General features: G+C 38.0%; 24 protein-coding genes, 1 pseudogene and 2 riboswitches. Of the genes and pseudogenes, 17 read left to right on the top strand and 8 right to left on the bottom strand.

The window, feature by feature from the left end; translation table 11 throughout:
• Positions 1–30: 30 nt before the first annotated feature.
• Together mtnK and KW850_RS01555 are read right to left on the bottom strand one after the other, a co-directional pair.
• Positions 31–1215: an S-methyl-5-thioribose kinase gene (gene mtnK / locus KW850_RS01560; protein WP_218345817.1), complete on the bottom strand. Its 1185-nt coding sequence runs from the start codon at positions 1213–1215 to the stop codon at positions 31–33.
• 102 nt (positions 1216–1317) lie between these two features.
• Positions 1318–1469, bottom strand: a riboswitch (SAM riboswitch).
• A gap of 80 nt (positions 1470–1549) precedes the next feature.
• A complete protein-coding gene (locus KW850_RS01555) occupies positions 1550–2335 on the bottom strand; it encodes a carbon-nitrogen family hydrolase (protein ID WP_218345816.1) in 786 nt (261 codons plus the stop codon).
• 125 nt (positions 2336–2460) lie between these two features.
• On the opposite strand from KW850_RS01555, the gene KW850_RS01550 reads away from it, so the two are divergent.
• From KW850_RS01550 to KW850_RS01520, 7 genes are all read left to right on the top strand, one after another.
• Positions 2461–3681, top strand: a complete 1221-nt coding sequence (locus KW850_RS01550) for a pyridoxal phosphate-dependent aminotransferase (RefSeq protein ID WP_218345815.1) — start codon at positions 2461–2463, stop codon at positions 3679–3681.
• 133 nt (positions 3682–3814) lie between these two features.
• Positions 3815–3925: riboswitch (SAM riboswitch) on the top strand.
• 74 nt (positions 3926–3999) lie between these two features.
• The gene (gene mtnW, locus KW850_RS01545) at positions 4000–5211 is read left to right on the top strand and encodes a 2,3-diketo-5-methylthiopentyl-1-phosphate enolase (RefSeq protein WP_218345814.1); all 1212 of its coding nucleotides are present in this window, start codon (positions 4000–4002) and stop codon (positions 5209–5211) included.
• On the top strand, positions 5208–5882 hold the full coding sequence (locus KW850_RS01540) for a 2-hydroxy-3-keto-5-methylthiopentenyl-1-phosphate phosphatase (RefSeq protein WP_218345813.1): 675 nt from the start codon (positions 5208–5210) through the stop codon (positions 5880–5882). The genes mtnW and KW850_RS01540 overlap by 4 nt, the downstream gene beginning before the upstream one ends.
• Positions 5876–6496 (top strand): methylthioribulose 1-phosphate dehydratase, encoded by a 621-nt coding sequence (locus tag KW850_RS01535; protein ID WP_218345812.1) that lies wholly within the window; start codon positions 5876–5878, stop codon positions 6494–6496. Before KW850_RS01540 ends, KW850_RS01535 begins: the two co-directional genes overlap by 7 nt.
• A gap of 51 nt (positions 6497–6547) precedes the next feature.
• Complete coding sequence (locus KW850_RS01530; protein ID WP_218345944.1) at positions 6548–6700, top strand: hypothetical protein; 153 nt, start codon at positions 6548–6550, stop codon at positions 6698–6700.
• Positions 6701–6726: 26 nt separating this feature from the next.
• The gene (locus KW850_RS01525) at positions 6727–7260 is read left to right on the top strand and encodes a 1,2-dihydroxy-3-keto-5-methylthiopentene dioxygenase (RefSeq protein ID WP_218345811.1); all 534 of its coding nucleotides are present in this window, start codon (positions 6727–6729) and stop codon (positions 7258–7260) included.
• 274 nt (positions 7261–7534) lie between these two features.
• On the top strand, positions 7535–7777 hold the full coding sequence (locus tag KW850_RS01520) for a Spo0E family sporulation regulatory protein-aspartic acid phosphatase (protein ID WP_308128736.1): 243 nt from the start codon (positions 7535–7537) through the stop codon (positions 7775–7777).
• A gap of 53 nt (positions 7778–7830) precedes the next feature.
• Here KW850_RS01520 and KW850_RS01515 read toward each other — a convergent pair.
• Positions 7831–8572, bottom strand: a pseudogene (locus KW850_RS01515) (ZIP family metal transporter).
• Positions 8573–8974: 402 nt separating this feature from the next.
• Between KW850_RS01515 and KW850_RS01510 the strand changes: the two are divergent.
• The 4 genes from KW850_RS01510 to KW850_RS01495 are packed head-to-tail and all read left to right on the top strand — an operon-like array spanning position 8975 to position 12438.
• Positions 8975–9799, top strand: coding sequence for an electron transfer flavoprotein subunit beta/FixA family protein (locus KW850_RS01510; RefSeq protein WP_218345810.1), 825 nt, complete (start codon positions 8975–8977; stop codon positions 9797–9799).
• A gap of 35 nt (positions 9800–9834) precedes the next feature.
• Positions 9835–10866: an electron transfer flavoprotein subunit alpha/FixB family protein gene (locus tag KW850_RS01505; RefSeq protein WP_218345809.1), complete on the top strand. Its 1032-nt coding sequence runs from the start codon at positions 9835–9837 to the stop codon at positions 10864–10866.
• Positions 10859–12154, top strand: a complete 1296-nt coding sequence (locus KW850_RS01500; protein ID WP_218345808.1) for an FAD-dependent oxidoreductase — start codon at positions 10859–10861, stop codon at positions 12152–12154. Before KW850_RS01505 ends, KW850_RS01500 begins: the two co-directional genes overlap by 8 nt.
• The gene (locus KW850_RS01495) at positions 12154–12438 is read left to right on the top strand and encodes a ferredoxin family protein (protein WP_066252392.1); all 285 of its coding nucleotides are present in this window, start codon (positions 12154–12156) and stop codon (positions 12436–12438) included. The genes KW850_RS01500 and KW850_RS01495 overlap by 1 nt, the downstream gene beginning before the upstream one ends.
• 302 nt (positions 12439–12740) lie before the next feature.
• Here KW850_RS01495 and KW850_RS01490 read toward each other — a convergent pair whose 3' ends face one another.
• The gene (locus KW850_RS01490; protein WP_218345807.1) at positions 12741–13088 is read right to left on the bottom strand and encodes a hypothetical protein; all 348 of its coding nucleotides are present in this window, start codon (positions 13086–13088) and stop codon (positions 12741–12743) included.
• A gap of 234 nt (positions 13089–13322) precedes the next feature.
• Here KW850_RS01490 and KW850_RS01485 point away from each other — a divergent pair, with 234 nt between their 5' ends.
• Positions 13323–13832, top strand: a complete 510-nt coding sequence (locus tag KW850_RS01485; protein ID WP_308128735.1) for a hemerythrin domain-containing protein — start codon at positions 13323–13325, stop codon at positions 13830–13832.
• A 32-nt stretch (positions 13833–13864) separates the two neighbouring features.
• Here the strand turns inward: KW850_RS01485 and KW850_RS01480 are convergent, their stop codons facing one another.
• Entirely contained in the window at positions 13865–15100 is a 1236-nt protein-coding gene (locus KW850_RS01480; protein WP_218345805.1) for an MFS transporter, read from the bottom strand.
• 260 nt (positions 15101–15360) lie between these two features.
• On the opposite strand from KW850_RS01480, the gene KW850_RS01475 reads away from it, so the two are divergent.
• Positions 15361–15804 (top strand): MarR family winged helix-turn-helix transcriptional regulator, encoded by a 444-nt coding sequence (locus tag KW850_RS01475; protein WP_218345804.1) that lies wholly within the window; start codon positions 15361–15363, stop codon positions 15802–15804.
• A 102-nt stretch (positions 15805–15906) separates the two neighbouring features.
• Complete coding sequence (locus KW850_RS01470) at positions 15907–17601, top strand: M3 family oligoendopeptidase (RefSeq protein WP_218345803.1); 1695 nt, start codon at positions 15907–15909, stop codon at positions 17599–17601.
• A gap of 52 nt (positions 17602–17653) precedes the next feature.
• Here KW850_RS01470 and KW850_RS01465 read toward each other — a convergent pair whose 3' ends face one another.
• Positions 17654–19810: an ATP-dependent Clp protease ATP-binding subunit gene (locus tag KW850_RS01465; RefSeq protein WP_218345802.1), complete on the bottom strand. Its 2157-nt coding sequence runs from the start codon at positions 19808–19810 to the stop codon at positions 17654–17656.
• A gap of 195 nt (positions 19811–20005) precedes the next feature.
• Between KW850_RS01465 and KW850_RS01460 the strand changes: the two genes are divergently transcribed.
• Entirely contained in the window at positions 20006–21055 is a 1050-nt protein-coding gene (locus KW850_RS01460; protein WP_218345801.1) for a YkvI family membrane protein, read from the top strand.
• A gap of 26 nt (positions 21056–21081) precedes the next feature.
• On the opposite strand, the gene KW850_RS01455 is transcribed toward KW850_RS01460, so the two are convergent.
• On the bottom strand, positions 21082–21696 hold the full coding sequence (locus KW850_RS01455; protein ID WP_218345800.1) for a CPBP family intramembrane glutamic endopeptidase: 615 nt from the start codon (positions 21694–21696) through the stop codon (positions 21082–21084).
• A 144-nt stretch (positions 21697–21840) separates the two neighbouring features.
• On the opposite strand from KW850_RS01455, the gene KW850_RS33065 reads away from it, so the two are divergent.
• Positions 21841–21960, top strand: coding sequence for a DUF6254 family protein (locus tag KW850_RS33065; protein ID WP_256358011.1), 120 nt, complete (start codon positions 21841–21843; stop codon positions 21958–21960).
• Positions 21961–22030: 70 nt separating this feature from the next.
• On the opposite strand, the gene KW850_RS01450 is transcribed toward KW850_RS33065, so the two are convergent.
• On the bottom strand, positions 22031–22219 hold the full coding sequence (locus KW850_RS01450) for a YkvS family protein (protein ID WP_218345799.1): 189 nt from the start codon (positions 22217–22219) through the stop codon (positions 22031–22033).
• Between the two features lie 247 nt (positions 22220–22466).
• Here KW850_RS01450 and KW850_RS01445 point away from each other — a divergent pair, with 247 nt between their 5' ends.
• Positions 22467–22661 (top strand): hypothetical protein, encoded by a 195-nt coding sequence (locus KW850_RS01445; RefSeq protein WP_218345798.1) that lies wholly within the window; start codon positions 22467–22469, stop codon positions 22659–22661.
• The last annotated feature ends 110 nt before the right edge of the window (positions 22662–22771 follow it).

The raw sequence follows: 22771 nt of genomic DNA, 5'->3' as shown, positions 1-22771 counted from the left end.
GCAATCCAAAAGTGGATTGCTTTTCTCTTATCAATCCAATTCTTTTATTGTTTTAATAAAGGCTGTAAGGTTATTGATTTCTTTTCGTTGTTTAATTAGGATTTTTCCAAGTTCAATCGTTTTCTGTTTTGCGGCTATTCTGGATTTCTCATCCTCAATCCCATCTAAATCAGTAACATGTGCCAGTCCAATGGTTCTTCTGATTAATTCACATCCAGCAAAGCCAAGGGAGTCTTCAAATATTTTTCTTAAATGATAGTTTAAAAATGTAAAAGTTATGGAAGCTGCCTCTTTATTTTCTGTTCTCCAGAGGAGTGTATATTGCTCTTCAAATCCGTTCCAAACCGTTTCAATATGATTGATAAAAAGATTGCGTTTTTCATTGTTCACAATGACTTGGAAGAGAAGATTCCCAAATACTTGACCAATATCGAAGCCGGCAGGTCCATAGAAAGCAAATTCAGGGTCGATTACTTTAGTTTCGGATAGACCTGCAAACACACTTCCTGTATGGAGATCACCATGAAGGAGGGCTTCAGCCTCTGTTAAAAAGCTTTTCTTCAAAACATTGACATGAAATTTTAGTTCATTATCCTGCCAAAGCGCTTCGACAGCAGGACGGAGACGTTCTTCAAATTCATTTGTATCTGCATCAAAATAAGGGTCGGTGAAGATTAAATCTTCCGTAATTTTGCAAAGCTCGGGATTGATAAACTGTTGGACATATTCTTTTTTTACACCTGGGGTTAATCCGTAATCAGAAGTGCAAAATAATGTCTTGGCAAGATATTCACCAAGATGCTTGGAAATCAATGGATAGGTTTCCCCGTTGTTAAATCCAGTCCTTGCGATTAAAAGATGGGAAAGGTCCTCCATTACCGTTACAGCAAGCACATCATCGGTGAAATAAACTTCAGGTACATATTCTGGAGCGATTTGTCCGAATATTTTTAAGGCATCTGCTTCAATCTTTGCCCTTTTCAGTGTTAATGGCCAGCTTTCACCTACTACTTTTGCATAAGGGAGAGCTTGTTTAATTATAATACCTTTTCCTTCCCACTCATCCACAATATGAAAAACAAGATTGAGATTGCCGTCGCCAATTTCCTTGCAGTCTAGCTTAGCTTGCCCGGCAAAAATATTTAATTCAAGTGCAAGTTCAACAGCACTCTCGTTTGTTAAAGGCTGGTATGTTTTGTGTTTTAGTAGACTCATAATGGTTCCTCCTAGTTTTTGGAGGCTTAATTGCGCGTGAAGGCACTAAAAAAGCCTCTTTCTCATCTGAAAGAGGCTGAAAGACAATATTGTCTGTCGCACCTCTTATCTCTCAGAAAGATAATCCTTCTGTTGGAATTAGCACCGTGCCTTTAAAGGGGGATCCCCTGCGCAAAAAGCGCCCCATTCAATGGGTTTCCGGTCGGTTGCTGGGCTTCAAAGGGCCAAATCCCTCAGCCAGCTCGTGATAAGAGAAAATCTATTTAACTGGTAAAAATCATATCAGTAACAAAATAATATTGTCAATATTTTTTGAAAATTATTTTTTTAAAAATTACTTATAGTATTCTGGTTTTCGATCTGTAAAAATAGGAATTTGGCTGCGAATCTCCTTGACTAAATCCATCTCAATTTCTGCTGTCAAGATTTCTTGGTTATTACCCGCCTCTGCTATAACCTCTCCCCAAGGATCAATAATCATCGAGTGCCCTGCGAAATGATTATTTGGGTCTTGACCAGAACGATTACAGGCGATTACGTAACATTGATTTTCAATTGCTCGTGCAATTAATAGTGCTCTCCAATGCGACAATCGTGGAGCTGGCCACTCCGCTACCACAAACAATGCTTCAGCACCTTCAGCTGAATGTGCACGTATCCACTCAGGAAAACGGATGTCATAACAGATTGATCCGGCAAATTTATTATTTTCAATTTCAAAAAGTCCTTTTTGGGACCCTGCTTCTAAATAAAGATGCTCATCCATAAGCTTAAACAGGTGAAGCTTACTATACTTGTGGACGAGTTTGCCTTCCTTATTGATGATAAGCAGGGTGTTTTTTACACCATTTTTTTCACGGTTAGCTACCGATCCACCGACGAAATGAACTTGGTATTTTTTGGCCGCTTTTTGTAGAAATTCAATGGTTTGAAGGGCATGATCGTCTGCAATTTCATTAAGACGGGTTAGATCATACCCCGTCGTCCACAGCTCTGGAAGTACAATAACATTTGGTCGATTATCTAGGGCTTTTTCAATGAGTCTTTCGGCTGATTGATAATTTTTATTTGGATCACCAAAGGCGATATCCATTTGTAAACATGATATTTTCAATTTCACAAATTTTCACCTCATTTGAACTTTCGGAATTTTTTCTTTACAAGCTGTTATAAAAGTTATATCATTTGTGACTAGAATTTCACAATGAAAAAACATTATATAAATCATTAAAGCAGGTGAGAACCATGAAGCAATTTCCACCATCACAATTATTAAACAGTCTCCCGAAGCAGTTTTTTGCTTCCCTTGTTAAAAAAGTCGGGGAATATATTTCACAAGGTTATGATGTGATAAATTTAGGGCAGGGCAATCCAGATCAGCCAACGCCCGCTCATATCGTTGCCAAACTTCAGGAAGCAGCAGAAAATCCTATAAACCACAAATATTCTCCTTTTCAGGGGTACAGTTATTTAAAACAGGCTGTGGCAGATTTTTATTTAAGAGAATATGGAGTTACTATTGATCCAAATAAAGAAGTGGCTATTTTGTTTGGCGGGAAAGCAGGACTAGTTGAAATTCCACAGTGCTTATTAAATCCTGGAGATACCATCCTCGTGCCCGATCCGGGCTATCCGGATTATTGGTCTGGAGTTGCACTTGCTAAAGCAGAAATGGTTACGATGCCGCTTAGAGAGCAGAAAAACTTTTTGCCTGATTATAACGAATTAGATGAGAATGTCTTAGCTAAAGCAAAGCTAATGTTTCTTAATTATCCTAATAATCCAACTGGCGCTGTAGCGACAAGTGAATTTTTTGAAGAAACTGTAAAACTTGCGAATGATAATGACATTTGTATTGTCCACGATTTTGCCTATGGGGCCGTTGGTTTTGACGGAGAAAAACCATTAAGCTTTTTACAAGTTCCAGGGGCAAAGGACGTTGGAATTGAAATTTATACCTTGTCTAAAACCTATAACATGGCAGGCTGGCGTGTGGGTTTTGCGATTGGGAATGAGAGCGTCGTTTCCGCTATAGAACTTTTACAGGACCATTTGTATGTTAGTTTATTTGGGGCCGTTCAAGAAGCAGCTAGAGAGGCCCTAACAGGACCTCAGGATTGTGTAAAAGAACTAAACATACTTTATGAACGAAGAAGGAATGTTCTGATTGATGGGCTTCGATCTTTAGGCTGGAATGTCAGCGCACCAAAGGGATCTTTTTTCGCGTGGCTAAAGGTTCCTGAAGGGTTTTCCTCTGCGGAATTTGCTAATATTCTCCTTGAACAGGCCCATATAATGGTTGCCCCTGGAATTGGATTTGGTGAATTTGGTGAGGGGTATGTTCGGGTAGGGTTACTTTCATCAGAACAACGGTTAGCCGAAGCCGTCGAAAGAATTAGTCGTTTGGAAATATTTAAAGAAAACTCTCCGACTGGCGAGTCCCTTAGGGTGAAGGCAGAGGAGTAGTTGCACTTATGCGTTCAGAATTTTGTTAAAAATTCTGATTAGCCAGTTAAATAGATTGACATTTTATTTATTTCTTGCGATAATGCAAATTAAAGTTGAACAGGATTATGAACTTAATAAAATACGAATCGTTTTCTTATCAAGAGCAGGCGGAGGGAAAAGCCCAATGAAGCCCGGCAACCGACTTAAACCCAATTTTAAGCACGGTGCTAATTCTTGCAGCAACTAGGCTGAAAGATGAGAAGATGTTAGTTTGCAGCTAACCTCTTCTTTGGTGAAGAGGTTTTTTATGTTTGATTAAAAGGACGTGTATCTAAAATGACTGAAATTATCGCTACCTATCTACTTCATAATGAAAAGAGCCCAACCAAGAAGGCTGAAGAAATTGCTCTTGGATTAACGGTCGGTTCATGGACAAATTTGCCTGAGTTAGAGCAAAGCCAATTACGTAAGCATAAAGGCAGAGTCGTTTCGGTCGCAGCGATTCCTTCAGAAAAAGAGGACCTTTCACAAATCCAAATCGCCTATCCTACGATTAATTTCTCTAATGACCTTCCTGCCATCTTGACCACCGTTTTCGGAAAGCTTTCTTTGGATGGAAAAATTAAATTACTCGATTTGCAATTTGATGAGGGATTAAAGAGTCAGTTCCCAGGCCCAAGATTCGGGATTCAGGGTATTCGAGAGAAATTAAATGTCTATAATCGACCACTATTAATGAGTATCTTTAAAGGTGTGCTTGGAAAGGACCTTACGTTTTTGGTAGAGCAGTTAAAACATCAAGCACTCGGTGGTGTTGATTTGGTGAAGGATGATGAAATCCTATTTGAAAATGAATTAACACCATTTGAAAAAAGAATTGTTGAAGGAAAAAAAGGATTGCAAGAAGTCTATGAAGAAACAGGACATCGCACTTTATATGCAGTTAACCTAACAGGGAGAACATCACAGTTGAAGGAAAAAGCAAGAAAGGCTGCTGAACTAGGTGCAGACCTCCTATTATTTAATGTTTTTTCTTATGGGTTAGATGTTTTGCAGGAATTAAGAGAGGATAAGGAGATTGCTTTGCCGCTTATGGCTCATCCAGCAGTTAGTGGTGCATTTACTTCTTCTCCTGTGTATGGTTTTTCCCATTCATTATTGCTTGGCAAACTTCTCCGTTATGCGGGTGCAGATTTATCATTATTCCCATCCCCATATGGGACCGTGGCATTGGAAAAAACAACAGCACTCTCCATTGCCAATGAATTAACAGTTGCTGATAGCTTTAAAAGATCTTTCCCAGTTCCATCAGCAGGAATTCATCCTGGCTTAGTTCCTTTATTAATACGTGATTTTGGTATCGATTCTGTTATTAATGCAGGCGGTGGAGTACATGGTCATCCAGATGGGGCCCGTGGCGGTGGCCTTGCATTCCGACAAGCCATAGAGACCAATCTTCAAGGCAAGTTATTGGTAGAAGGTGCAAAAAACAATCCTGAGCTTAAAGTTGCATTACAGCTATGGGGGAATGCCGAGGTTACGGCATGACAAAACCTGTAATTTTTTGTGATTTTGATGGAACGGTAACGGAAAGTGATAACATCATTAAAATGATGGAGGAATTTGCTCCTCACGGATGGGAACTCATTAAAGATCAAATTTTAGCCAGCCAGATTTCGATTAATGAGGGAGTAGGAAAGTTATTCTCCTTATTACCTAGTAATAGGAAGGAAGAATTAACTGCATTTGCGATTGAACATGCAAAAATTCGTCCGGGATTTCAAGAATTTGTAGAATTTACGCGAACTGAAGGTATACCAATCTATATTGTTAGCGGTGGAATTGACTTTTTTGTTTATCCGATATTAGAGAAATTTGGGCCATTTGATGGTATTTATTGCAACGAATCAGACTTTTCAAGCGAGCGCATAAAAATTCTCTGGCCGAACCAATGTGATTCATTATGTGACAATGATTGTGGCTGCTGTAAGCCTAGCATTATTCGGAAATTAACTCAGGGTTCCGACAACTTCAAAATTGTCATTGGAGACTCAGTTACTGATCTTGAGGCAGCAAAACATGCCGACTTGGTGTTAGCAAGAGATTTGCTTCTAGAAAAATGCTTGGAATGGGGAATTAATCACCGTGGGTTTAGTTCGTTCTTCGAATGTATCGAGGAAATTAAAAATAGAATTGAGGTGGGAGGACTAAAATGCTAAAGGACAGATGGAAAGAATTAGCCGATGTAAAGGATGAACTTGCTGACCGAGACTGGTTTATGGGCACGAGCGGGAATCTGGCGATTAAAGTAAATGATCATCCCCTTCAATTCTTGGTAACCGCTAGTGGGAAGGATAAGCGTAAACGTACAGATGAAGATTTTTTACTTGTTGATGAATTTGGTCACCCGGTTGAAGAAACACATTTAAAACCTTCAGCAGAGACACTTCTCCATGTTGAAATTTATCGGAAAACACAGGCTGGCTGCAGTCTCCATGTTCATACCATTGATAATAATGTGATTTCAGAAGTATATGGTGATCATGGTGAGGTGACATTCAAGGGACAAGAACTAATCAAGGCATTTGATATGTGGGAAGAGGACGCTGTATTAAAAATACCGATTATTCGAAATTATGCACATATTCCGACTCTTGCAACTGAATTATCTGAACATATTTCAGGAGATACCGGTGCTGTCTTAATTCGTAACCACGGAATCACGGTGTGGGGTAAAACAGCCTTTGAAGCTAAAAAAATCCTCGAAGCATCAGAATTTTTATTTCGTTATCAATTAAGGTTATTAGAACACAAGCCATATCAATTAATTTAAGTAGTTTAACTAATTGGCTATGTTTAAACTCATTTTTAATTTGGTACCCTGTTGATTGGAGTGGAAGGCGCGAAGACTCCTGCGGGAGGACGGGGCAGGGGAGACCCCGCAGGAGCGCAGCGACGAGGAGGCTCCCCGGACCGCCCGCGGAAAGCGAAGCGCCTGGAGCGGAGATCAACAGGCCAGTTTAACAGAGCCAACTAATTAAAAAATAGAAAGGAAGATTCGAAATGGCATATATTACATTTCAAAATAAAGAAGAGCAAATTCATGAACAAGAAGAGGTAGCAAGTTACCTTGAATCACAGGAAGTGATTTATGAAAATTGGGATATTAGCAAACTCCCTAGTGATCTTGTAGAAAAGTATCTTTTAAGCGAAGAAGAAAAAGAGCAAATTCTAGGTACGTTTGCTGAAGAAATTGCTGACATCTCTGCTAGACGGGGTTACAAAGCACAGGATGTCATTTCCTTGTCAGAACATACTCCGAATTTGGATGTCTTACTAACAAACTTTAAAAATGAACATCATCATACAGATGATGAAGTTCGGTTTATTGTCAGTGGTCATGGTGTATTTGTGATCCAAGGCAAAGATGGTGAGTTCTTTGAAGTACATCTAAATCCAGGCGACTTAATCTCTGTACCTGAGAATACACGGCACTATTTTACATTGGAAGAAGATCGAAAAGTGGTCGCCGTTAGGATTTTTGTTACAACTGAAGGATGGGTACCGATTTATGAAAAATTAGAGATTCATCAATAATAGAGGAAAAACTGGCTGTAGTTATCTGTATGCCAGTTTTTATAATTCCTATTTTATTAATTGATGAAAGAGTAGAAAGTAGGATTTGTAAAAAGGAGTATTTTGTCGCAAAAACCAGAAATAAATCGAAGAATTTGTCGAAAAACGAAAGAATTAGGATGTTTTGTCTACTTTTGCGAATCTGTTTACTTTTACCAAAATTCTTGTCATAATTCATCAAGTAGTCAAATTTTTAGTGTTTTACTGTAATAGAGTAATAGGTAGGGGGATAACAGTGTCCGAGCATCAGATTGACCATATTGAAATGATTGAAGAGATTAAGGTTAAAAGGGAACTAATGATAAATAGTGCATATTCACTTGGATTCACAAGTGAAGTTACGATAAAGTATAGCCAAGAGCTGGATGAATTAATAAATGAATATCAAAAGGCCATGGAAGCATCCTCTAGGCCAACTGATGAAATCAAATTTGCATTTAAACAAATGACTATGATATGGCCAAAGGTATTGGTTTAAACAACAACCAATCGAAAAGATTGTTGTGCAATACACTCCGTTAAATGATCATATTATGAAAAAAAATCAAATATGTATACCATTACCAACAACCCCAAGATAAAGGCATAGGTAGAAACCCGCTCATTTCCGTCACCGTGGCTTTCAGGTATTAATTCCTTATAAATGATAAATAACATCGCGCCGGCAGCAAAGGATAGCCCATATGGTACAAGACCTTGAACAAACGAGGTCAAAAAATACCCTAATAATGAAGTTACGATTTCAATCGCCCCTGTTAAGGTCGCGATAATGAAGGCCTTCAACTTACTTATCCGTTGATTAATTAAGAATAATGCGACAAGGAGGCCTTCCGGCGCATTTTGAAATCCAATTGCCAAAGCGATTAAATTCCCCGTATCGTCTTGTTGCGAGGCATAGCTGACACCAACAGACAACCCCTCTGGAATATTATGTAGAGTAATCGCTGAAATAATTAATAGAGCCTTGTCGTCAAATTGAATTCCAGTTTTGTTATGCTGTAAGTCAATATGGGGTATATTTTTTTCTAATAGAGTCAGCGTCCATACCCCTAGACATACTCCGACAAAAAGTGCTCCAAATCCTCCATATTTCAAAGCTTCAGGGATCAAACCTATCGTAGACCGTAGACGCAGCCATCATAATACCAGCGCTAAAAGCTAATAATACATCCTTCCAGCGATGTGTAATAGAATATTGAATAAATAGAATAATTAGTGCTCCTGCTCCAGTAGATAACGCCGAAAGTACACTGCCAAAAATAACCTCAGTCATCACACATTTCCTTCCATATCCGATCATCAATCAAAACATCTACAAAATTAGACATGAACTGTGATTTTTATCATTGTTTATATCTAAATATTTCATATAGTTATATTAGTACTATTTATCAAATATTTATATCACGATTAACTTCATATTTTACCACAACTTGTAATAACTTCAAAAAATTTACTTTTATACCACCTCATAAGAAACTGCATAAATCTTTGTTTGAAATCTTTTAAATCATCGCTAGTTTAAGTAAAATCCAGTAAGAAAATTAGAAAACTATCATTGTTTGGTACTATGCTTCTGTTGCGATTCATATATCGTTAATAAAAGCATTTTTAAACCATAAGGAAGCAAATGCTTTCAATAATCTCAGATCATATGGAGGAGGGAAAGTCCTACATGCATATTGTCGTATGTGTCAAACAAGTACCCGATACAAAAATTATTAAAATTAATCCTAAAACAAACACACTCGACCGACGAAGTGCACCTGCCATTTTAAACCCCTACGATGCCCATGCAGTTCAGGAGGCGGTGAAAATCAAGGAAAATACTGGAGGTACCATTTCAGTTTTATCAATGGGACCGCCGCAAGCGACTGCTGTTATTAAGAAGAGCGTAGAAATAGGTGCAGATAAAGGTTATTTAATTTCTGACCGTGCCTTTGCAGGAGCGGATACATTAGCAACTAGTTATGCCCTTTCAAAAGCATTAGAAAAAATCAATAATGAACACCCAGTAGATATGATTATTTGTGGGAAGCACGCAATAGATGGTGATACAGGACAAGTTGGACCTGGAATTGCACGAAGAATGGATATTCCGCCAATAACAAATGTGATTGAAGTTTCGGAAGTTAATCAGAAAGAAAAGACCGTTCTAATTAAACGAAAATTATCCAACGGCTATGAATTAATTCAATCCGAACTTCCTTGCTTATTAACAGTTGAAAAAGAAATTAATGAGATAGATTATTCACCAATGACAAACATGATTCAAGCAGCAAGGTACGAACCTGTTATATGGGCGGTAAGTGATTTAGAAAATGTAGACCGTTCACAGCTTGGACTTAAAGGTTCACCAACAATTGTCGGGAAGATGTTTACACCACCACGTCCAGAGGGCGGTAAAAGACTCGAAGGAACGGCAGACGAGCAGGTCGGGCACCTTATGGAGATTTTAATGGAGAAGAAAGACGTATTAACAATCCAGTCATCTAAATAATAATGATCAATCTTTTGTCACGGGGGGAATTTAATATGAATCTAGACGATTATCGGGGAGTCTGGGTATTCATCGAACAAAACGATGGTAAGATTGAAGGCGTTTCTCTAGAATTACTTGGGGCCGGAAGGAAGTTAGCGGATAAATTACAAGTTCCGTTAGCTGGATTTTTACTGGGGCATGAAATAAAACCACTGGCGAATAAAGTCATTTCGAATGGTGCGGATATCGTCTATATGGTCGATCATCCTGTCTTAAAGAATTATCGAACAGAATCATATATGAAGGGCGTTATGCTCCTCGCTGAAAAATATAAACCAGAAATTATCCTATATGGAGCAACACCAAATGGTAAGGACTTAGCTAGTGCCGTAGCAACAGATTTAAACACAGGTTTAACAGCAGATACAACAATGCTTGATGTAGATAACGAGAATAGATTGCTAGAAGCAAGCAGACCTGCCTTTGGCGGAAATATTATGGCAACCATCCTTTGTAAAAAACATCGTCCCCAAATGGCAACTGTAAGACCGAAGGTAATGAAGGCACTTGAACCAGTGTTGGGTAGAACAGGAAAGATTATTGAAGAAAAAATAGTACTTCAAGAAGAAGAAATGCGTACCAAGGTACTACAAATTGTGAATGACGTAACAAAAAAAGCCAATTTAGCTGATGCACATGTCATCGTCTGTGGTGGAAAAGGCATGGGGGATGTGCAAAACTTCCAGCTCCTATATGATTTTGCAGAGACAATCGGAGCGACAGTGGGTGGTACCCGTGATGTGGTTGAGGCTGGTTGGCTGCCACACCATCTTCAAATTGGTCAAACAGGTGAAACCGTTATTCCAAAAATTTATTTTGCAGTAGCCTTATCCGGAGCTATTCAGCATGTTGTTGGAATGAAAAATTCTGATTTAATTATCGCTATTAACAAAGACCCAAATGCACCCATTTTTGATGTTGCCACATATGGAATCGTTGGAGATGCACTCGAAATCATCCCAAAATTAATCGAACAGTTTAAACAGCTGAGATCTGAAAAAGGCGGTGAATTAAGCTATGTCTGAAAAATTTGATGTAATTGTTGTAGGCGCAGGCCCTGCTGGTACTTCATGTGCCCTCACATGTGCAAGGAATGGACTAAATGTTCTGCTTCTTGAAAGAGGAGAATACCCGGGCGCCAAAAACGTAATGGGCGGGGTATTGTACCGTAAGCAAATGGAAGAATTAGTTCCTGAATTTTGGAAGGAAGCACCTCTTGAGCGTCCGGTTATTGAACAGCGTTTTTGGATGATGGATAAAGAATCCGTAATTCAATTTGGTTATAAAGGTCTTGAATGGGGGGTAGAGCCATATAATAATTTTACAGTCTTACGCGCCCAGTTTGACCAATGGTTTGCTAAAAAGGCAGTAGACGCTGGTGCTCTCCTGATCAATGAAACGGTTGTTACGGAATGCATTGTTGAAAACGGCAAGGTCGTTGGAGTGCGGACAGATCGTCCAAATGGCGAGGTATATGCAGATGTGGTAGTACTGGCCGACGGGGTAAACTCTCTCCTTTCAAAACAATTGGGCTTCCATAAAGAATTTCGTCCAGATGAAGTAGCCTTAACAGTGATGGAAGTTATTAATTTACCAAAAGAAAAAATAAATGATCGTTTTAATTTGGAAGATAATCAGGGATGTACGATTGAAATCTTTGGGGATTCAACAAAAGGGAACCTCGGAACGGCTTTTGTTTACACAAATAAAGAAAGCTTAAATATTGGGGTTGGTACAACACTATCGAGCATGATTAAAGCGAAAATAAAGCCGTATGAGCTTCTAGACTACCTAAAAACACACCCAATGGTCAAGCCAATTGTTGCTGGGGGAGAATCCGCCGAATATCTAGCTCATCTCATTCCTGAAGGAGGCTACCGTTCTGTCCCGAAAGTGGCTGGTAATGGAGTAATTGTCGTCGGGGATGCAGCACAGCTAGTTAATGCGATTCATCGTGAAGGCTCGAATATGGCGATGTCATCAGGAAAGATGGCTGGCGAGGCCGTAGTTTTGGCCCATAGCCGTGGTGACTTCAGTGAATCAAGTCTAAATAGTTACCGTGATGCACTTAATAATAGTTTCATAATGAAAGATTTAGAAAAATATAAAGATGCTGCACATACATTCGAGAAATATCCACAATACTTTAATGAATATGTTCCAATGATGAATAAGGCCATGAGCAAGTTCTTTACCGTTGATGGGACACCGAAACGGGAAAAACAAAAACAAATTATGAAGAGTGTGACCTCCGAACGTGGAACCATAAGAGTGTTACAAGATATTTATCGAGCCTGGAAGGCGGTGAAATAATGTCAACGAAGAATATCGAGGAAAAACAATACCTGCTCCGTTTTAAATGTGATACAAAATCTCATTTAACTGTGTTGGATCATGACGTCTGCATGACAAAATGTCCCGATAAAATTTGTACAGTATTTTGCCCAGCAGAGGTTTATAAGTGGGAAGGAACCCGCATGCAAGTAGGCTATGAAGGATGCCATGAGTGCGGCAGCTGTCGGATTGGCTGTCCATACCAGAATATTAAATGGGAATATCCAAAGGGCGGTCATGGAATCGTCTTCCGCTTAGCGTAAATTGAAAAGTGCAGTTTGCATTGCAAACTGCACTTTTATTATGCACTCCAAGGTAAAGCGCAATATTAAATTTTCCATTATGTTGATTGTACGCGGATACAGCGAGACACCAGCGAAAAAAGTGGTTAACGGGAGACCCCGCAGACGTGAAGCGACGGAGGCTCCCCATGGAAAGCTAGCTTCTTTCGCTTCAATCAATAGGCTGTTTAAATCATTATGTAAAATTTTTATTTTTACTATATGTGGGTTTTTTCACATATGAGGGTAAAAAGAAGGTAAAGCAGAAGTTAATATGTTAGGGGTTAGCTTATTTTCTCTAGAAGGGCTGCAGAGGAAAGGTTATCGTTTTTACTGGCCGTAACAAGTGAAGATGCAATTGCATTTGCTTGATCAATGAATTCCATATTCGGAGAACAATAATATGGCATTTTCCAATTGAAGTCGCCATCACAATCAGCAGGGTAGATACTAACTTTCCAATGATAATATATTTTTGTTTGTGGGAGTTGTACCCCTTCTACGGCAATCAGCCAGTGAGTCGCAGGTGAGTTCGGATAGGATGATTTGGATTCTTGTAAGGCCAGCAGGTCATTGACACCAATGGGGATTAGTGCCTTTTGATAAAAATCATGATAATTTGGGGTTTTCATATCTTTTCCCTCCCTTATAGGTTCTATCTCTATTATATGAAACATTTAAGCTTTATTTGTGTGATAAATGTTAAAATTTTTTAAATTATTTTCAAGTTTTCATGAAACCGACAAAAATTCTTAAAGTGGTTCACAATTTAGCGGAAATGTGAGCAAAGTCACTACATTACCTAATAGTTGCTTTTATACTTGAAACTATAAATGGGATTGAGGTGATTGATGATGAGTGGCTGTATGAGCGCACTTGGAGGCATGCCCCAAGCTGAACTATGTAAAGGGCTTAAGCAATTAAAAAGTGAACATCCTCCGTTATTAAAGCAATTAGAGGAAATTTATGATTTAACACAAAAAATTGATCAAGAAATAGACATCGAAACAAACTATGCAACTTTAACTACAATAGTAAATGAATTTAAGACTGCATTAGACCCCCATTCAGAAAGAGAAGAAGGCATTCTTTTTCCGATGATGGGTGTTTATATCGGAACAACTTCAGGACCAATTGCTGTAATGGAATATGAGCATGATCAAGCAAAAGCAAATATTGGTGAATTTCTTACGAAGGTAGAAAGTGGTCTTGGGTCCATAGAAGAAAAGAAACAAGCGGCACAGCTAATTCAAAATGCTTACTTCATCTTAACAGAGCATTTCTCCAAAGAGGAAAATGTTTTATTCCCAATGGCAGAAAGAATGCTTACCGACGAGGAAAAGGCAGAATTATTCCAAAAAATTCAGGAAATATAAAAAGGATGGGCCCCTATGCCCATCCTTTTACATTACTGTTTATTCCATTCCCAAATCTTTTTATCGGACGGAAGAAGGAACGCAATTAAACCTAGTAATGGCAATACTCCAAGCCATCTTATCATTGACTGTAATCCAATCCAGTCAGCAATATAGCCAAGGCCGACAGAACCAATTGCGCCCATTCCAAATGCAAGACCCACTGTTAACCCAGACATCGTCCCAATTTTTCCTGGGACTAATTCCTGTGCATATACAACCGTAACGGAGAAACTAGTCATTAAAATGAATCCAGTGATAATAAGGAAAATAAATGCAAGTGTTGGTGATGAATACGGAATTAAAATAGAAAAAGGAACCGTGGCTAACATTGAAAAGGAAATGATTGTTTTCTTTCCAAAACGATCGGAAAGTGGACCACCAAAAAAGGTCCCGATTGCACCTGAAACTAAAAACGCAAAGAGGAAAAGTTGCGATTGTTTAATCGCAAGGCTATATTCTTTAATGGCATAAAAAGTATAAAAATTAGTAATCCCCGAAGTATACCAAGTCCTTGCAAAAATTAATAACAGAATCAATATTAATGTATTTTTTACTTCTTTCGTTAACCCTTTATTTTTACCTGCAGGAGATTTCTTTTTCAATCTTAAATTTGGAGAAACTACTAACCTTTGATTATACCAATTTGCGATATAAATTAATAAGATTACAGCTAATGCGGCAACCACTGTAAACCAGGACGCCCCGATTTGGCCTAGTGGAACTAATATTAACGCAGTAATTAGTGGAGCTAATGCCTGCCCCGTATTACCGCCGACCTGATATATTGACTGTGCAAGCCCGCGCCTATTTCCTGCAGCCATATAGGCAACCCGTGATCCTTCTGGATGAAATACTGCTGACCCTAGACCGATAAAGAGAACGGACACTACGATCCATCCAAAGCTTGATGCAAACCCTAAGCCAAGAATTCCGACTAACGTGAAGGTCAATCCAATCGGCAGTGCGAAAGGCATCGGTCTTTTGTCTGTTACAAATCCGACAATAGGCTGCATAACTGAAGACACCATATTTAAGGAAAAAGCAATGATTCCCAGTTGGGTGAAACTAAGTCCCATTGATTTTTCCAAAATAGGAAACATGGCGGGGACGACAGCTTGAATGGCATCATTTAATAAATGGCACAATCCAATAATAAATAAAATTTTAAACATGGTTGCTTCAGAGGCATTTGGTGCACGCTGCGGTAAAACTGCTTGTTGGCTCATAATAATCCCTTCTTTATATAAATAGTATATTTTCTACCCATATCTTACTACCGAATGCTGGAAATAAGAAATATTTATGATTAATTTCATAAAATTTCCTTTTACCCAGAGTTTTTTGCTAACTTATGGCGAATCCTGTCTAAGGTAAATTGACATTTAGTCAAAAATTCCTTATAATAATCTTGAAATCAAGATAATTAAATGAGCAGGTGTTCTACCATTATAAGCTGTATTTATTAAACAAAAAGGATGAGTTTTTTATGGAAAATAATTCAACAACAGCCACTTCATTAAAGCTTTTTATCGTCCTTTCAAGAGCCTATAAAGCTATTAACGAACATGTAAATAAAGTGATTCAGGCAAATGGGTTAAATCCTACAGAATTTGCCGTTTTGGAACTTCTTTATCATAAAGGTGACCAGCCCATGCAGCAAATTGGCGGGAAAATCTTACTTGCAAGTGGAAGTATTACTTACGTGGTCGACAAGCTTGAACAAAAAGGAATGTTAAAAAGAATTGCCTGTCCGAAAGACCGCCGTGTCACATATGCACAAATCACAGAAGACGGGAAAAAGTTTATTCAAGAAATTTTTCCTGAACATGCTAAGCAAATCGACAAACTCATGTCAACCCTTAATGAATCGGAAAAACTAGAAGCTATTGATTTGTTAAAAAAACTAGGTATACCTGCTGGTAAGTTTTAATACGGCCATTTTGGTCGTATTTTTTTTATTGTCAGGAATGTTAGCCGATAGTATATAATAAAATAGGTTGGAATATTAGAAAAATTTAAAGGAGTTGTTTCAATGGGGTTTGAAAACTATTCATACATACGGCCAAATTTAGAAGAAGTAACCGAAAAATTTAATACTGCAATTGAAAAATTTAAAAATGCAGACACTGTAGAAGAACAAAACGGGGTAATGAATGAGATCAATCAAATAAGAAATGACTTAGGTACGATGTTCAATCTATGTTATATTCGTCATTCAATTGATACGAATGATGAGTTTTATAAGGAAGAGCAAGATTATATGGATGAGATGCAGCCTGAAATCGAAGGTTTAGTAACAAAGTATTATCAAGTACTTGTTCAATCTAAGTTCCGGAATGAATTAGAAGAAAAGTGGGGGAAACAGCTTTTTGCTCTTGCAGAAGGACAACTAAAAACATTTAAACCAGAGATTGTCCCTTTGCTTCAGAAAGAAAATCGCTTGTCAACGGAATACACAAAGCTTATGGCTTCTGCAAAAATTGATTTTGAAGGGGAAGAACGAACGCTTGCCCAATTAGAACCGTTTGCTCAGTCAACTGATAGAAATATGAGAAAACGGGCTAATGAAGCGAAATTTGGCTTTATGGTTGAACATGAAGCAGATTTTGATCGCATATATGATGATCTTGTCAAGGTAAGGACTGAAATAGCTCAGACACTGGGTTTCAAAAACTTTGTTGAACTTGGTTATTACCGAATGATGAGAACGGATTATAATGCAGAAATGGTAGCCAATTTCCGTAATCAAGTTAAGGACTTCATTGTTCCAATCGCGACAAAATTAAAGGAACGCCAACAAGAAAGAATCGGGCTCGATCAGCTAAAGTATTACGATGAATCTTTTAATTTTCAAACTGGTAATGCCACTCCAAAGGGTACCCCGGAATGGATTATTGAAAATGGACAACAAATGTATGAGGATCTTTCAGAAGAAACAGGTGCATTTTTCCGATTTATGCAGGAAAATAATTTGATGGACCTTGTTGCTAAGAAGGGAAAAGCTGGCGGTGGCTATTGTACTTTTATTGAAAATTACAAAGCACCTTTCATTTTTTCTAATTTCAACGGTACATCCGGAGATATTGATGTCTTGACACATGAAGCAGGTCATGCGTTCCAAGTATACTCAAGCCGTCATTTTGAGATACCGGAATATGCTTGGCCGACTTATGAAGCATGTGAAATTCATTCAATGAGTATGGAATTTTTCACATGGCCATGGATGGATTTGTTCTTTAAGGAAGACACCGATAAATACAAGTTTTCACATTTAAGTGATGCATTGTTATTCCTGCCATATGGTGTGTCCGTTGACGAATTCCAACACTGGGTATATGAAAACCCAGAAGCTACCCCAAGAGAGCGAAAGCTTCAATGGCGTGAAATTGAGAAAAAGTATTTGCCTCATAAAGATTATGACGGTAATGAGTACTTAGAGAATGGCGGTTTCTGGCAGCGCCAAGGACATATCTATAATTCCCCGTTTTATTATATTGATTATACGCTTGCACAAATTTGCGCATTTCAATTCTGGAAGCGTTCCAGAGAAAATCAAGAAGAAGCATGGGCTGACTATGTCAAGCTTTGCAAACTAGGCGGCAGTATGTCATTTACAAAGTTAGTTGAGGAGGCTAATTTAATCTCTCCATTTAAGGCAGGTTGTGTAGAGTCCGTGGTGGGTGTGATTGAAAATTGGTTAAACTCTGTTGATGATAAGAATATATAAGTAAATAAAAAGCGAAGCCACTCTAGAAATTCTAGAATGGCTTCGCTTTTATTTATTTAACCACAGCTGCATTAGCGACAACTTTAAGTTGATCTTCTTCAACAACTGCGGTTAAGTTTTTAACGTCTGGCTGCTCTAAGATAAAGTCAGCGATTTTATCTTCAAGCTGTTCTTGGATTACGCGACGGAGCGGGCGTGCCCCGAAGGCTGGATGGTACCCAAGCATTGCTAATTTTTCTTTTGATTCTGAAGTAATGGTTAGTTCAATCTTTTGTTCCGTAAGCGTTTCTTGTAATTCCTGAATCATTAAATCGACGATATAGAGGATATGTTCTTTGCCGAGTGAATTAAACTCGATGATACTATCGAAACGATTCAAGAATTCAGGCTTAAAGAAGCTGCCAAGTAAGTCGAGAATGCTTGCTTCCTCGATTGCTTCGTTTGTCCCAAAGCCAACATGAATGGTCTTGCGGCCTACACCAGCATTACTTGTCATGATGATGACAGTATCCTTAAAGCTGACAATTCTACCTTGACTATCCGTTAGGCGTCCGTCTTCAAGAATTTGCAGGAATAGGTGTTGAACTTCTGGGTGTGCCTTTTCAATCTCATCTAATAAGATGATAGTGTAAGGATTTCTACGTACTTTTTCAGTTAACTGTCCTGCTTCTTCGTAACCAACGTAGCCAGGAGGTGAGCCAATTAACTTGGAAACACTGTGTTTTTCCATGTATTCACTCATATCGAGGCGGATCATCGAATCCTTAGAACCAAATAGTACTTCGGCAAGTGTTTTTGTTAATTCAGTTTTACCAACTCCAGTTGGTCCAACAAATAAGAAGGAACCAATCGGACGATGTTTTGATTTTAATCCAGCACGACTGCGCCGGATCGCTTTAGCGACTTTATTCACTGCTTTTTCCTGGCCAATAACCTTATGATTAAGAGTTTTTTCTAAGGACTTCATTTTTAACTGTTCATCTTGTTGTAATTTTCCAACTGGGATTCCAGTTTTTTCTTCGATAATTTCTTGAATATGTGAAACATTAACAATTGGTCGATCAACACCAGAAACCATATTTAATGACTTTTCCAATTTGGCTTCTTCATCACGAAGAGTAGCCGCTTTTTCATAATTCTCGTTTTTCAGTGCTTCTTCTTTTTCTTCACCAATCTCTTTTAATCGAAGTTCAATTTGATCATTGCTTTTATAATCTGAAGTAAGATTTAATTTCGAACCAGCCTCATCCAGCAAATCAATGGCTTTGTCAGGTAAGAAACGGTCTTGAATATAACGATGTGACAATTGAACACAGGCAAGAATGGCTTTATCTGAATAGGTCACATCATGGTAATCCTCGTACCTCTTTTGGATTCCTTTTAAAATGTCAATCGCTGCCTCTAGCGTTGGTTCAAGTACGTGGACTGGCTGGAAGCGGCGTTCTAAGGCGGAATCTTTCTCGATTTGTCGATATTCTTTAAGTGTGGTTGCACCAACAACCTGAAGTTCACCACGGGCAAGGGCAGGCTTTAAGATATTCCCTGCATCCATAGAGCCTTCAGCGGAACCAGCACCTACCAGAAGGTGAATTTCATCAATGAAAATAATAATATTTTTCCGCTCTTGTAACTCAGAAATGAGTTGTTTCATTCTCTCTTCAAATTGACCGCGGATGCCTGTATTGGCAACAAGGGAAGCAACGTCGAGCAAATAAACTTCTTTATTTCGTAACTTGCCTGGGATATCTCCTTCAGCAATTTTCAAGGCAAGACCCTCAGCAATTGCTGTCTTTCCGACCCCTGGTTCTCCAATTAATACTGGATTATTCTTATTACGTCGATTTAGTATTTCGATGACACGCTTTACTTCTCCATCGCGACCGATAACAGGATCAATTAAGCCTGCTTTCGCCATTTGGGATAAATTCCGTCCGAATTGGTCGATGAAACCGCTCTGTCCATTTTTTCTTCCTGTTTGCTGGTGAGCAGATTGATGGCTGCCGTCCTTTCCGGGTGCAGCATGAGTCATGAAAAAGTTTTCAAATGGGAAGTTTGGAAAGAGATTCATATTTTGACCAAAGCCGGCCTCTAATGTTTTCTTTTCTTTTGTATAACATTCGTGACAGAGTTTAATTTCCTTACGCTGTCCATTAATAATTACATTTAATTGTATGTTTGCATTGTTTTCATTACATTGTTGACAAAGCATAAGTAAATATCCTCCTTGTAAAATTTGGATTTAGTATTGTTTGACTTTGACTATATTTGACCTTATGACGATAGTATACTCTGACCTTTTTTGACTTTCAAGAGATTTGCTTATGGTAATGCTTGCTAATTAAGGAAAAAAAGCTCGTCTTTGTTTGTCCTTCTTATCATATATTGATGATAGGGGGGAGATTTTGTGAAGAGGGATTGGACTCAAGCATTTCAGATAGCTGCAGTTTATGTAGGGACTGTAGTAGGAGCTGGCTTCGCCACTGGAAAAGAAATCGTTGAATTTTTTTCACGGTTTGGTTTCTTTGGCTTAATAAGTATATTAATGAGCGGATATCTTTTTATATCGTTGGGTTCGAAACTAATGAGAATGGCATCCCATATAAATGCAAAATCCTATCAAGAGTTTAATGTGTACTTGTTTGGAAAATGGCCAAGTCGTGTCATTAATATCTTTATGTTATTTATGCTTCTTGGAGTTAGTGCCGTCATGCTTTCAGGTGCTGGGGCAGTTTTTGAGGAACAGTTAGGCCTGTCTAAAACAGCAGGTGTTTTCCTAACCATTATTTTATCCTTTTTAGTCATGTTAGTAGGAACAAAAGGCCTTTATGCAGTTAATACGTTTGTTGTTCCGCTTATGATCACGTTCAGCATTATATTAATGTTCTATTCCGTTCAAATGCCTCACTTCATCGATCAATTATTATTTATCCCTCATGCTGATGATGGCTGGAGGAGTGTTATTGCCCCATTTTCATATGTGGCATTAAATCTTGGTCTATCCCAAGCCGTATTAGTACCGATTGCATCAGAAGTTAAGGATGATTGGACAATTAAATGGGGAGGAATTCTTGGAGGGTCTGCTCTAACATTAATTTTAATTGCTAGTCATTTTACCCTGATCATGCTTCCAAATTTGGAATTATATAATATCCCGATGGCAATTGTCATGAAAAATTTAGCTCCTTTTTTGTATTGGATCTTTGTTCTTGTTATTTATGGAGAAATTTTTACGTCGGTGATTGGGAATGTGTTTGGATTGGATCGCCAGTTAAAACAATATTGGTCGATTCCGACAATGGTTTCTGTAACGCTGATTTTTGTCGTTTCCTACCTGATTAGTCTTGTAAATTACGGAACACTGCTCTCTTATTTGTATCCTTTGTTCGGTTATATTTGTTTGATTTTTTTTGCATTACTTTGGATCAAGCCATTTCCAGCCAGCATAAAAAAATAAAAAAGCAGTCGTTAGCAACTGCCTTTTTAATGTAAAGGTAAGATTATAAACAGCATCAGGTCAAATATGATATGAGAAACGATCACTAAGGGCATACTCTTTTTCCATAAATACAAATATCCCCAAAATAAACCTGATAGATAAGCAGCAAGGACTAACAGAAACGAGCCAGAATAAATATGTGCTGAAGCATACAGAAGTGATGCGGTAAAAATACTTAATCCTGGTTTGAACTTTTTGTTCAGTCTCTTTTGGATAAAACCACGCCAGAAAAGTTCTTCTCCTGGGGCTGCAACTAATACAAGAGCAAGGTATTGCCAGAATAAAGTCGGGGCGAACCAATTGTAAAGATTTTTAAGACTTGTACCATAGGGAAGGTGGAGAATCTTCATGCCTCTTATGCCAAGCCAAAAAACCAAATATAGAACTAACCCGCTTATTGCCCCTAGAAAAATATAGTGAATAAAGGATGCGTCGTCATCAACTTCTTCTTCCTGAAACATGGCGTAAGCTATTAATACCAGGACAGATCCAGTAAATATATACCAAAAGATCGCTTTATCATGAAATGAAAAAAATAAAAGGACGTGAGCAAGAATTAAACCAATTAGTAGAAGAGGGTCTTGGATGAATTTTTTCATTACGCGATCTCCTTTTTAGAAACATAAAATTTATTTTATCAAATAAGTTTTTCAAATGGAAATCATTACATCGCTGATTTTACGGTTTCCTAAGTTTAGAACAGGAAGAAAAGAAAAAAATAATAAAAGAAGGGAGTGAAAGAAATGAGCAAATCAAAAAGTGAACAAGAACGAGAATGGACTGTCCGGAAACAAGATCAAAATCCACATGGAAAAGTAAAACCCTTAAAGCAATTGGCAAATGAAGCTGGGAAAGGTCAATAACTTTCTAATTGAAACAAAAAAGAAAAGGCAGCCATCATTACACGGACTGCCTTTTCTAGCATTCTAGTATTTAATAAGCGCTTTCTTTTATAACTTTATAGTTTTTGTGATTGACAACTGTTCGCTGATCTAATTCCAAATCACGATAATTATCCATAAATGTAAGGTCGACTATGACAGAATTTTCATTTACCTTTTCAACAATCCCTTTCAAGCCACCACGGAATTCTATGATATTCCCTACTTCAGCTTTTCTCATTAAGTCCCTCTCCTTTGTCTCAAAAACTATAAATGAAATCCAGTTAAATAACAGTTTGCACTACTTTATTCATTTCGTAAAGGCTTTTATTTGACAATTATGTTAATTCTTTATTAACAATATATTTATATGAGAAAAAAGGCAACAAAAGAATAGAAAACGCTTTCAAAGATTCTTTTAAATTTCAATGTTGGCTTAATAAAAGGCAGATACGATAGAATAAAATCAGGTAAAGGTGGTGTTTAGAATGAAGGAAGAAATGATTACTGATATTTTGGATCGCCTCATGACAGGGGAACTCTCGGAGTATTATGTCACAAATGATCAGTTTATGGAATTTCGTCAGGTGCTGGTAAAAAGAAAAGATTTTAAGCATTTCCGTGGTATTGGTCAGAGAGGCGGGGAGGTATTGTATCAATATTTAAAAGAACCAAGAAGTTAATCAAATTTTTCAAGGAGTTTCTCGGGAAAGAGAACTCCTTTTTCTATGTTTTGGAAAAAATGAAAAATTTGTTAAAATAAAAAGGTCTACATACAAATTGAATGGGTTTC

Source organism: Bacillus sp. sid0103 (assembly GCF_019219025.1).
The sequence above is the reverse complement of the archived record's forward strand: the minus strand, read 5'-3'. Positions and strand labels throughout refer to the sequence as shown.

What these genes read in the sequence shown, in the direction of transcription:
- mtnK (WP_218345817.1), bottom strand. Translation starts at nt 1,215, where the DNA reads ATGAGTCTACTAAAACACAAAACATACCAGCCTTTAACAAACGAGAGT.
- KW850_RS01550 (WP_218345815.1), top strand. Translation starts at nt 2,461, where the DNA reads ATGAAGCAATTTCCACCATCACAATTATTAAACAGTCTCCCGAAGCAG.
- mtnW (WP_218345814.1), top strand. Translation starts at nt 4,000, where the DNA reads ATGACTGAAATTATCGCTACCTATCTACTTCATAATGAAAAGAGCCCA.
- KW850_RS01540 (WP_218345813.1), top strand. Translation starts at nt 5,208, where the DNA reads ATGACAAAACCTGTAATTTTTTGTGATTTTGATGGAACGGTAACGGAA.
- KW850_RS01535 (WP_218345812.1), top strand. Translation starts at nt 5,876, where the DNA reads ATGCTAAAGGACAGATGGAAAGAATTAGCCGATGTAAAGGATGAACTT.
- KW850_RS01525 (WP_218345811.1), top strand. Translation starts at nt 6,727, where the DNA reads ATGGCATATATTACATTTCAAAATAAAGAAGAGCAAATTCATGAACAA.
- KW850_RS01510 (WP_218345810.1), top strand. Translation starts at nt 8,975, where the DNA reads ATGCATATTGTCGTATGTGTCAAACAAGTACCCGATACAAAAATTATT.
- KW850_RS01505 (WP_218345809.1), top strand. Translation starts at nt 9,835, where the DNA reads ATGAATCTAGACGATTATCGGGGAGTCTGGGTATTCATCGAACAAAAC.
- KW850_RS01500 (WP_218345808.1), top strand. Translation starts at nt 10,859, where the DNA reads ATGTCTGAAAAATTTGATGTAATTGTTGTAGGCGCAGGCCCTGCTGGT.
- KW850_RS01495 (WP_066252392.1), top strand. Translation starts at nt 12,154, where the DNA reads ATGTCAACGAAGAATATCGAGGAAAAACAATACCTGCTCCGTTTTAAA.
- KW850_RS01490 (WP_218345807.1), bottom strand. Translation starts at nt 13,088, where the DNA reads ATGAAAACCCCAAATTATCATGATTTTTATCAAAAGGCACTAATCCCC.
- KW850_RS01485 (WP_308128735.1), top strand. Translation starts at nt 13,323, where the DNA reads ATGAGCGCACTTGGAGGCATGCCCCAAGCTGAACTATGTAAAGGGCTT.
- KW850_RS01480 (WP_218345805.1), bottom strand. Translation starts at nt 15,100, where the DNA reads ATGAGCCAACAAGCAGTTTTACCGCAGCGTGCACCAAATGCCTCTGAA.
- KW850_RS01475 (WP_218345804.1), top strand. Translation starts at nt 15,361, where the DNA reads ATGGAAAATAATTCAACAACAGCCACTTCATTAAAGCTTTTTATCGTC.
- KW850_RS01470 (WP_218345803.1), top strand. Translation starts at nt 15,907, where the DNA reads ATGGGGTTTGAAAACTATTCATACATACGGCCAAATTTAGAAGAAGTA.
- KW850_RS01465 (WP_218345802.1), bottom strand. Translation starts at nt 19,810, where the DNA reads ATGCTTTGTCAACAATGTAATGAAAACAATGCAAACATACAATTAAAT.
- KW850_RS01455 (WP_218345800.1), bottom strand. Translation starts at nt 21,696, where the DNA reads ATGAAAAAATTCATCCAAGACCCTCTTCTACTAATTGGTTTAATTCTT.
- KW850_RS33065 (WP_256358011.1), top strand. Translation starts at nt 21,841, where the DNA reads ATGAGCAAATCAAAAAGTGAACAAGAACGAGAATGGACTGTCCGGAAA.
- KW850_RS01450 (WP_218345799.1), bottom strand. Translation starts at nt 22,219, where the DNA reads ATGAGAAAAGCTGAAGTAGGGAATATCATAGAATTCCGTGGTGGCTTG.
- KW850_RS01445 (WP_218345798.1), top strand. Translation starts at nt 22,467, where the DNA reads ATGAAGGAAGAAATGATTACTGATATTTTGGATCGCCTCATGACAGGG.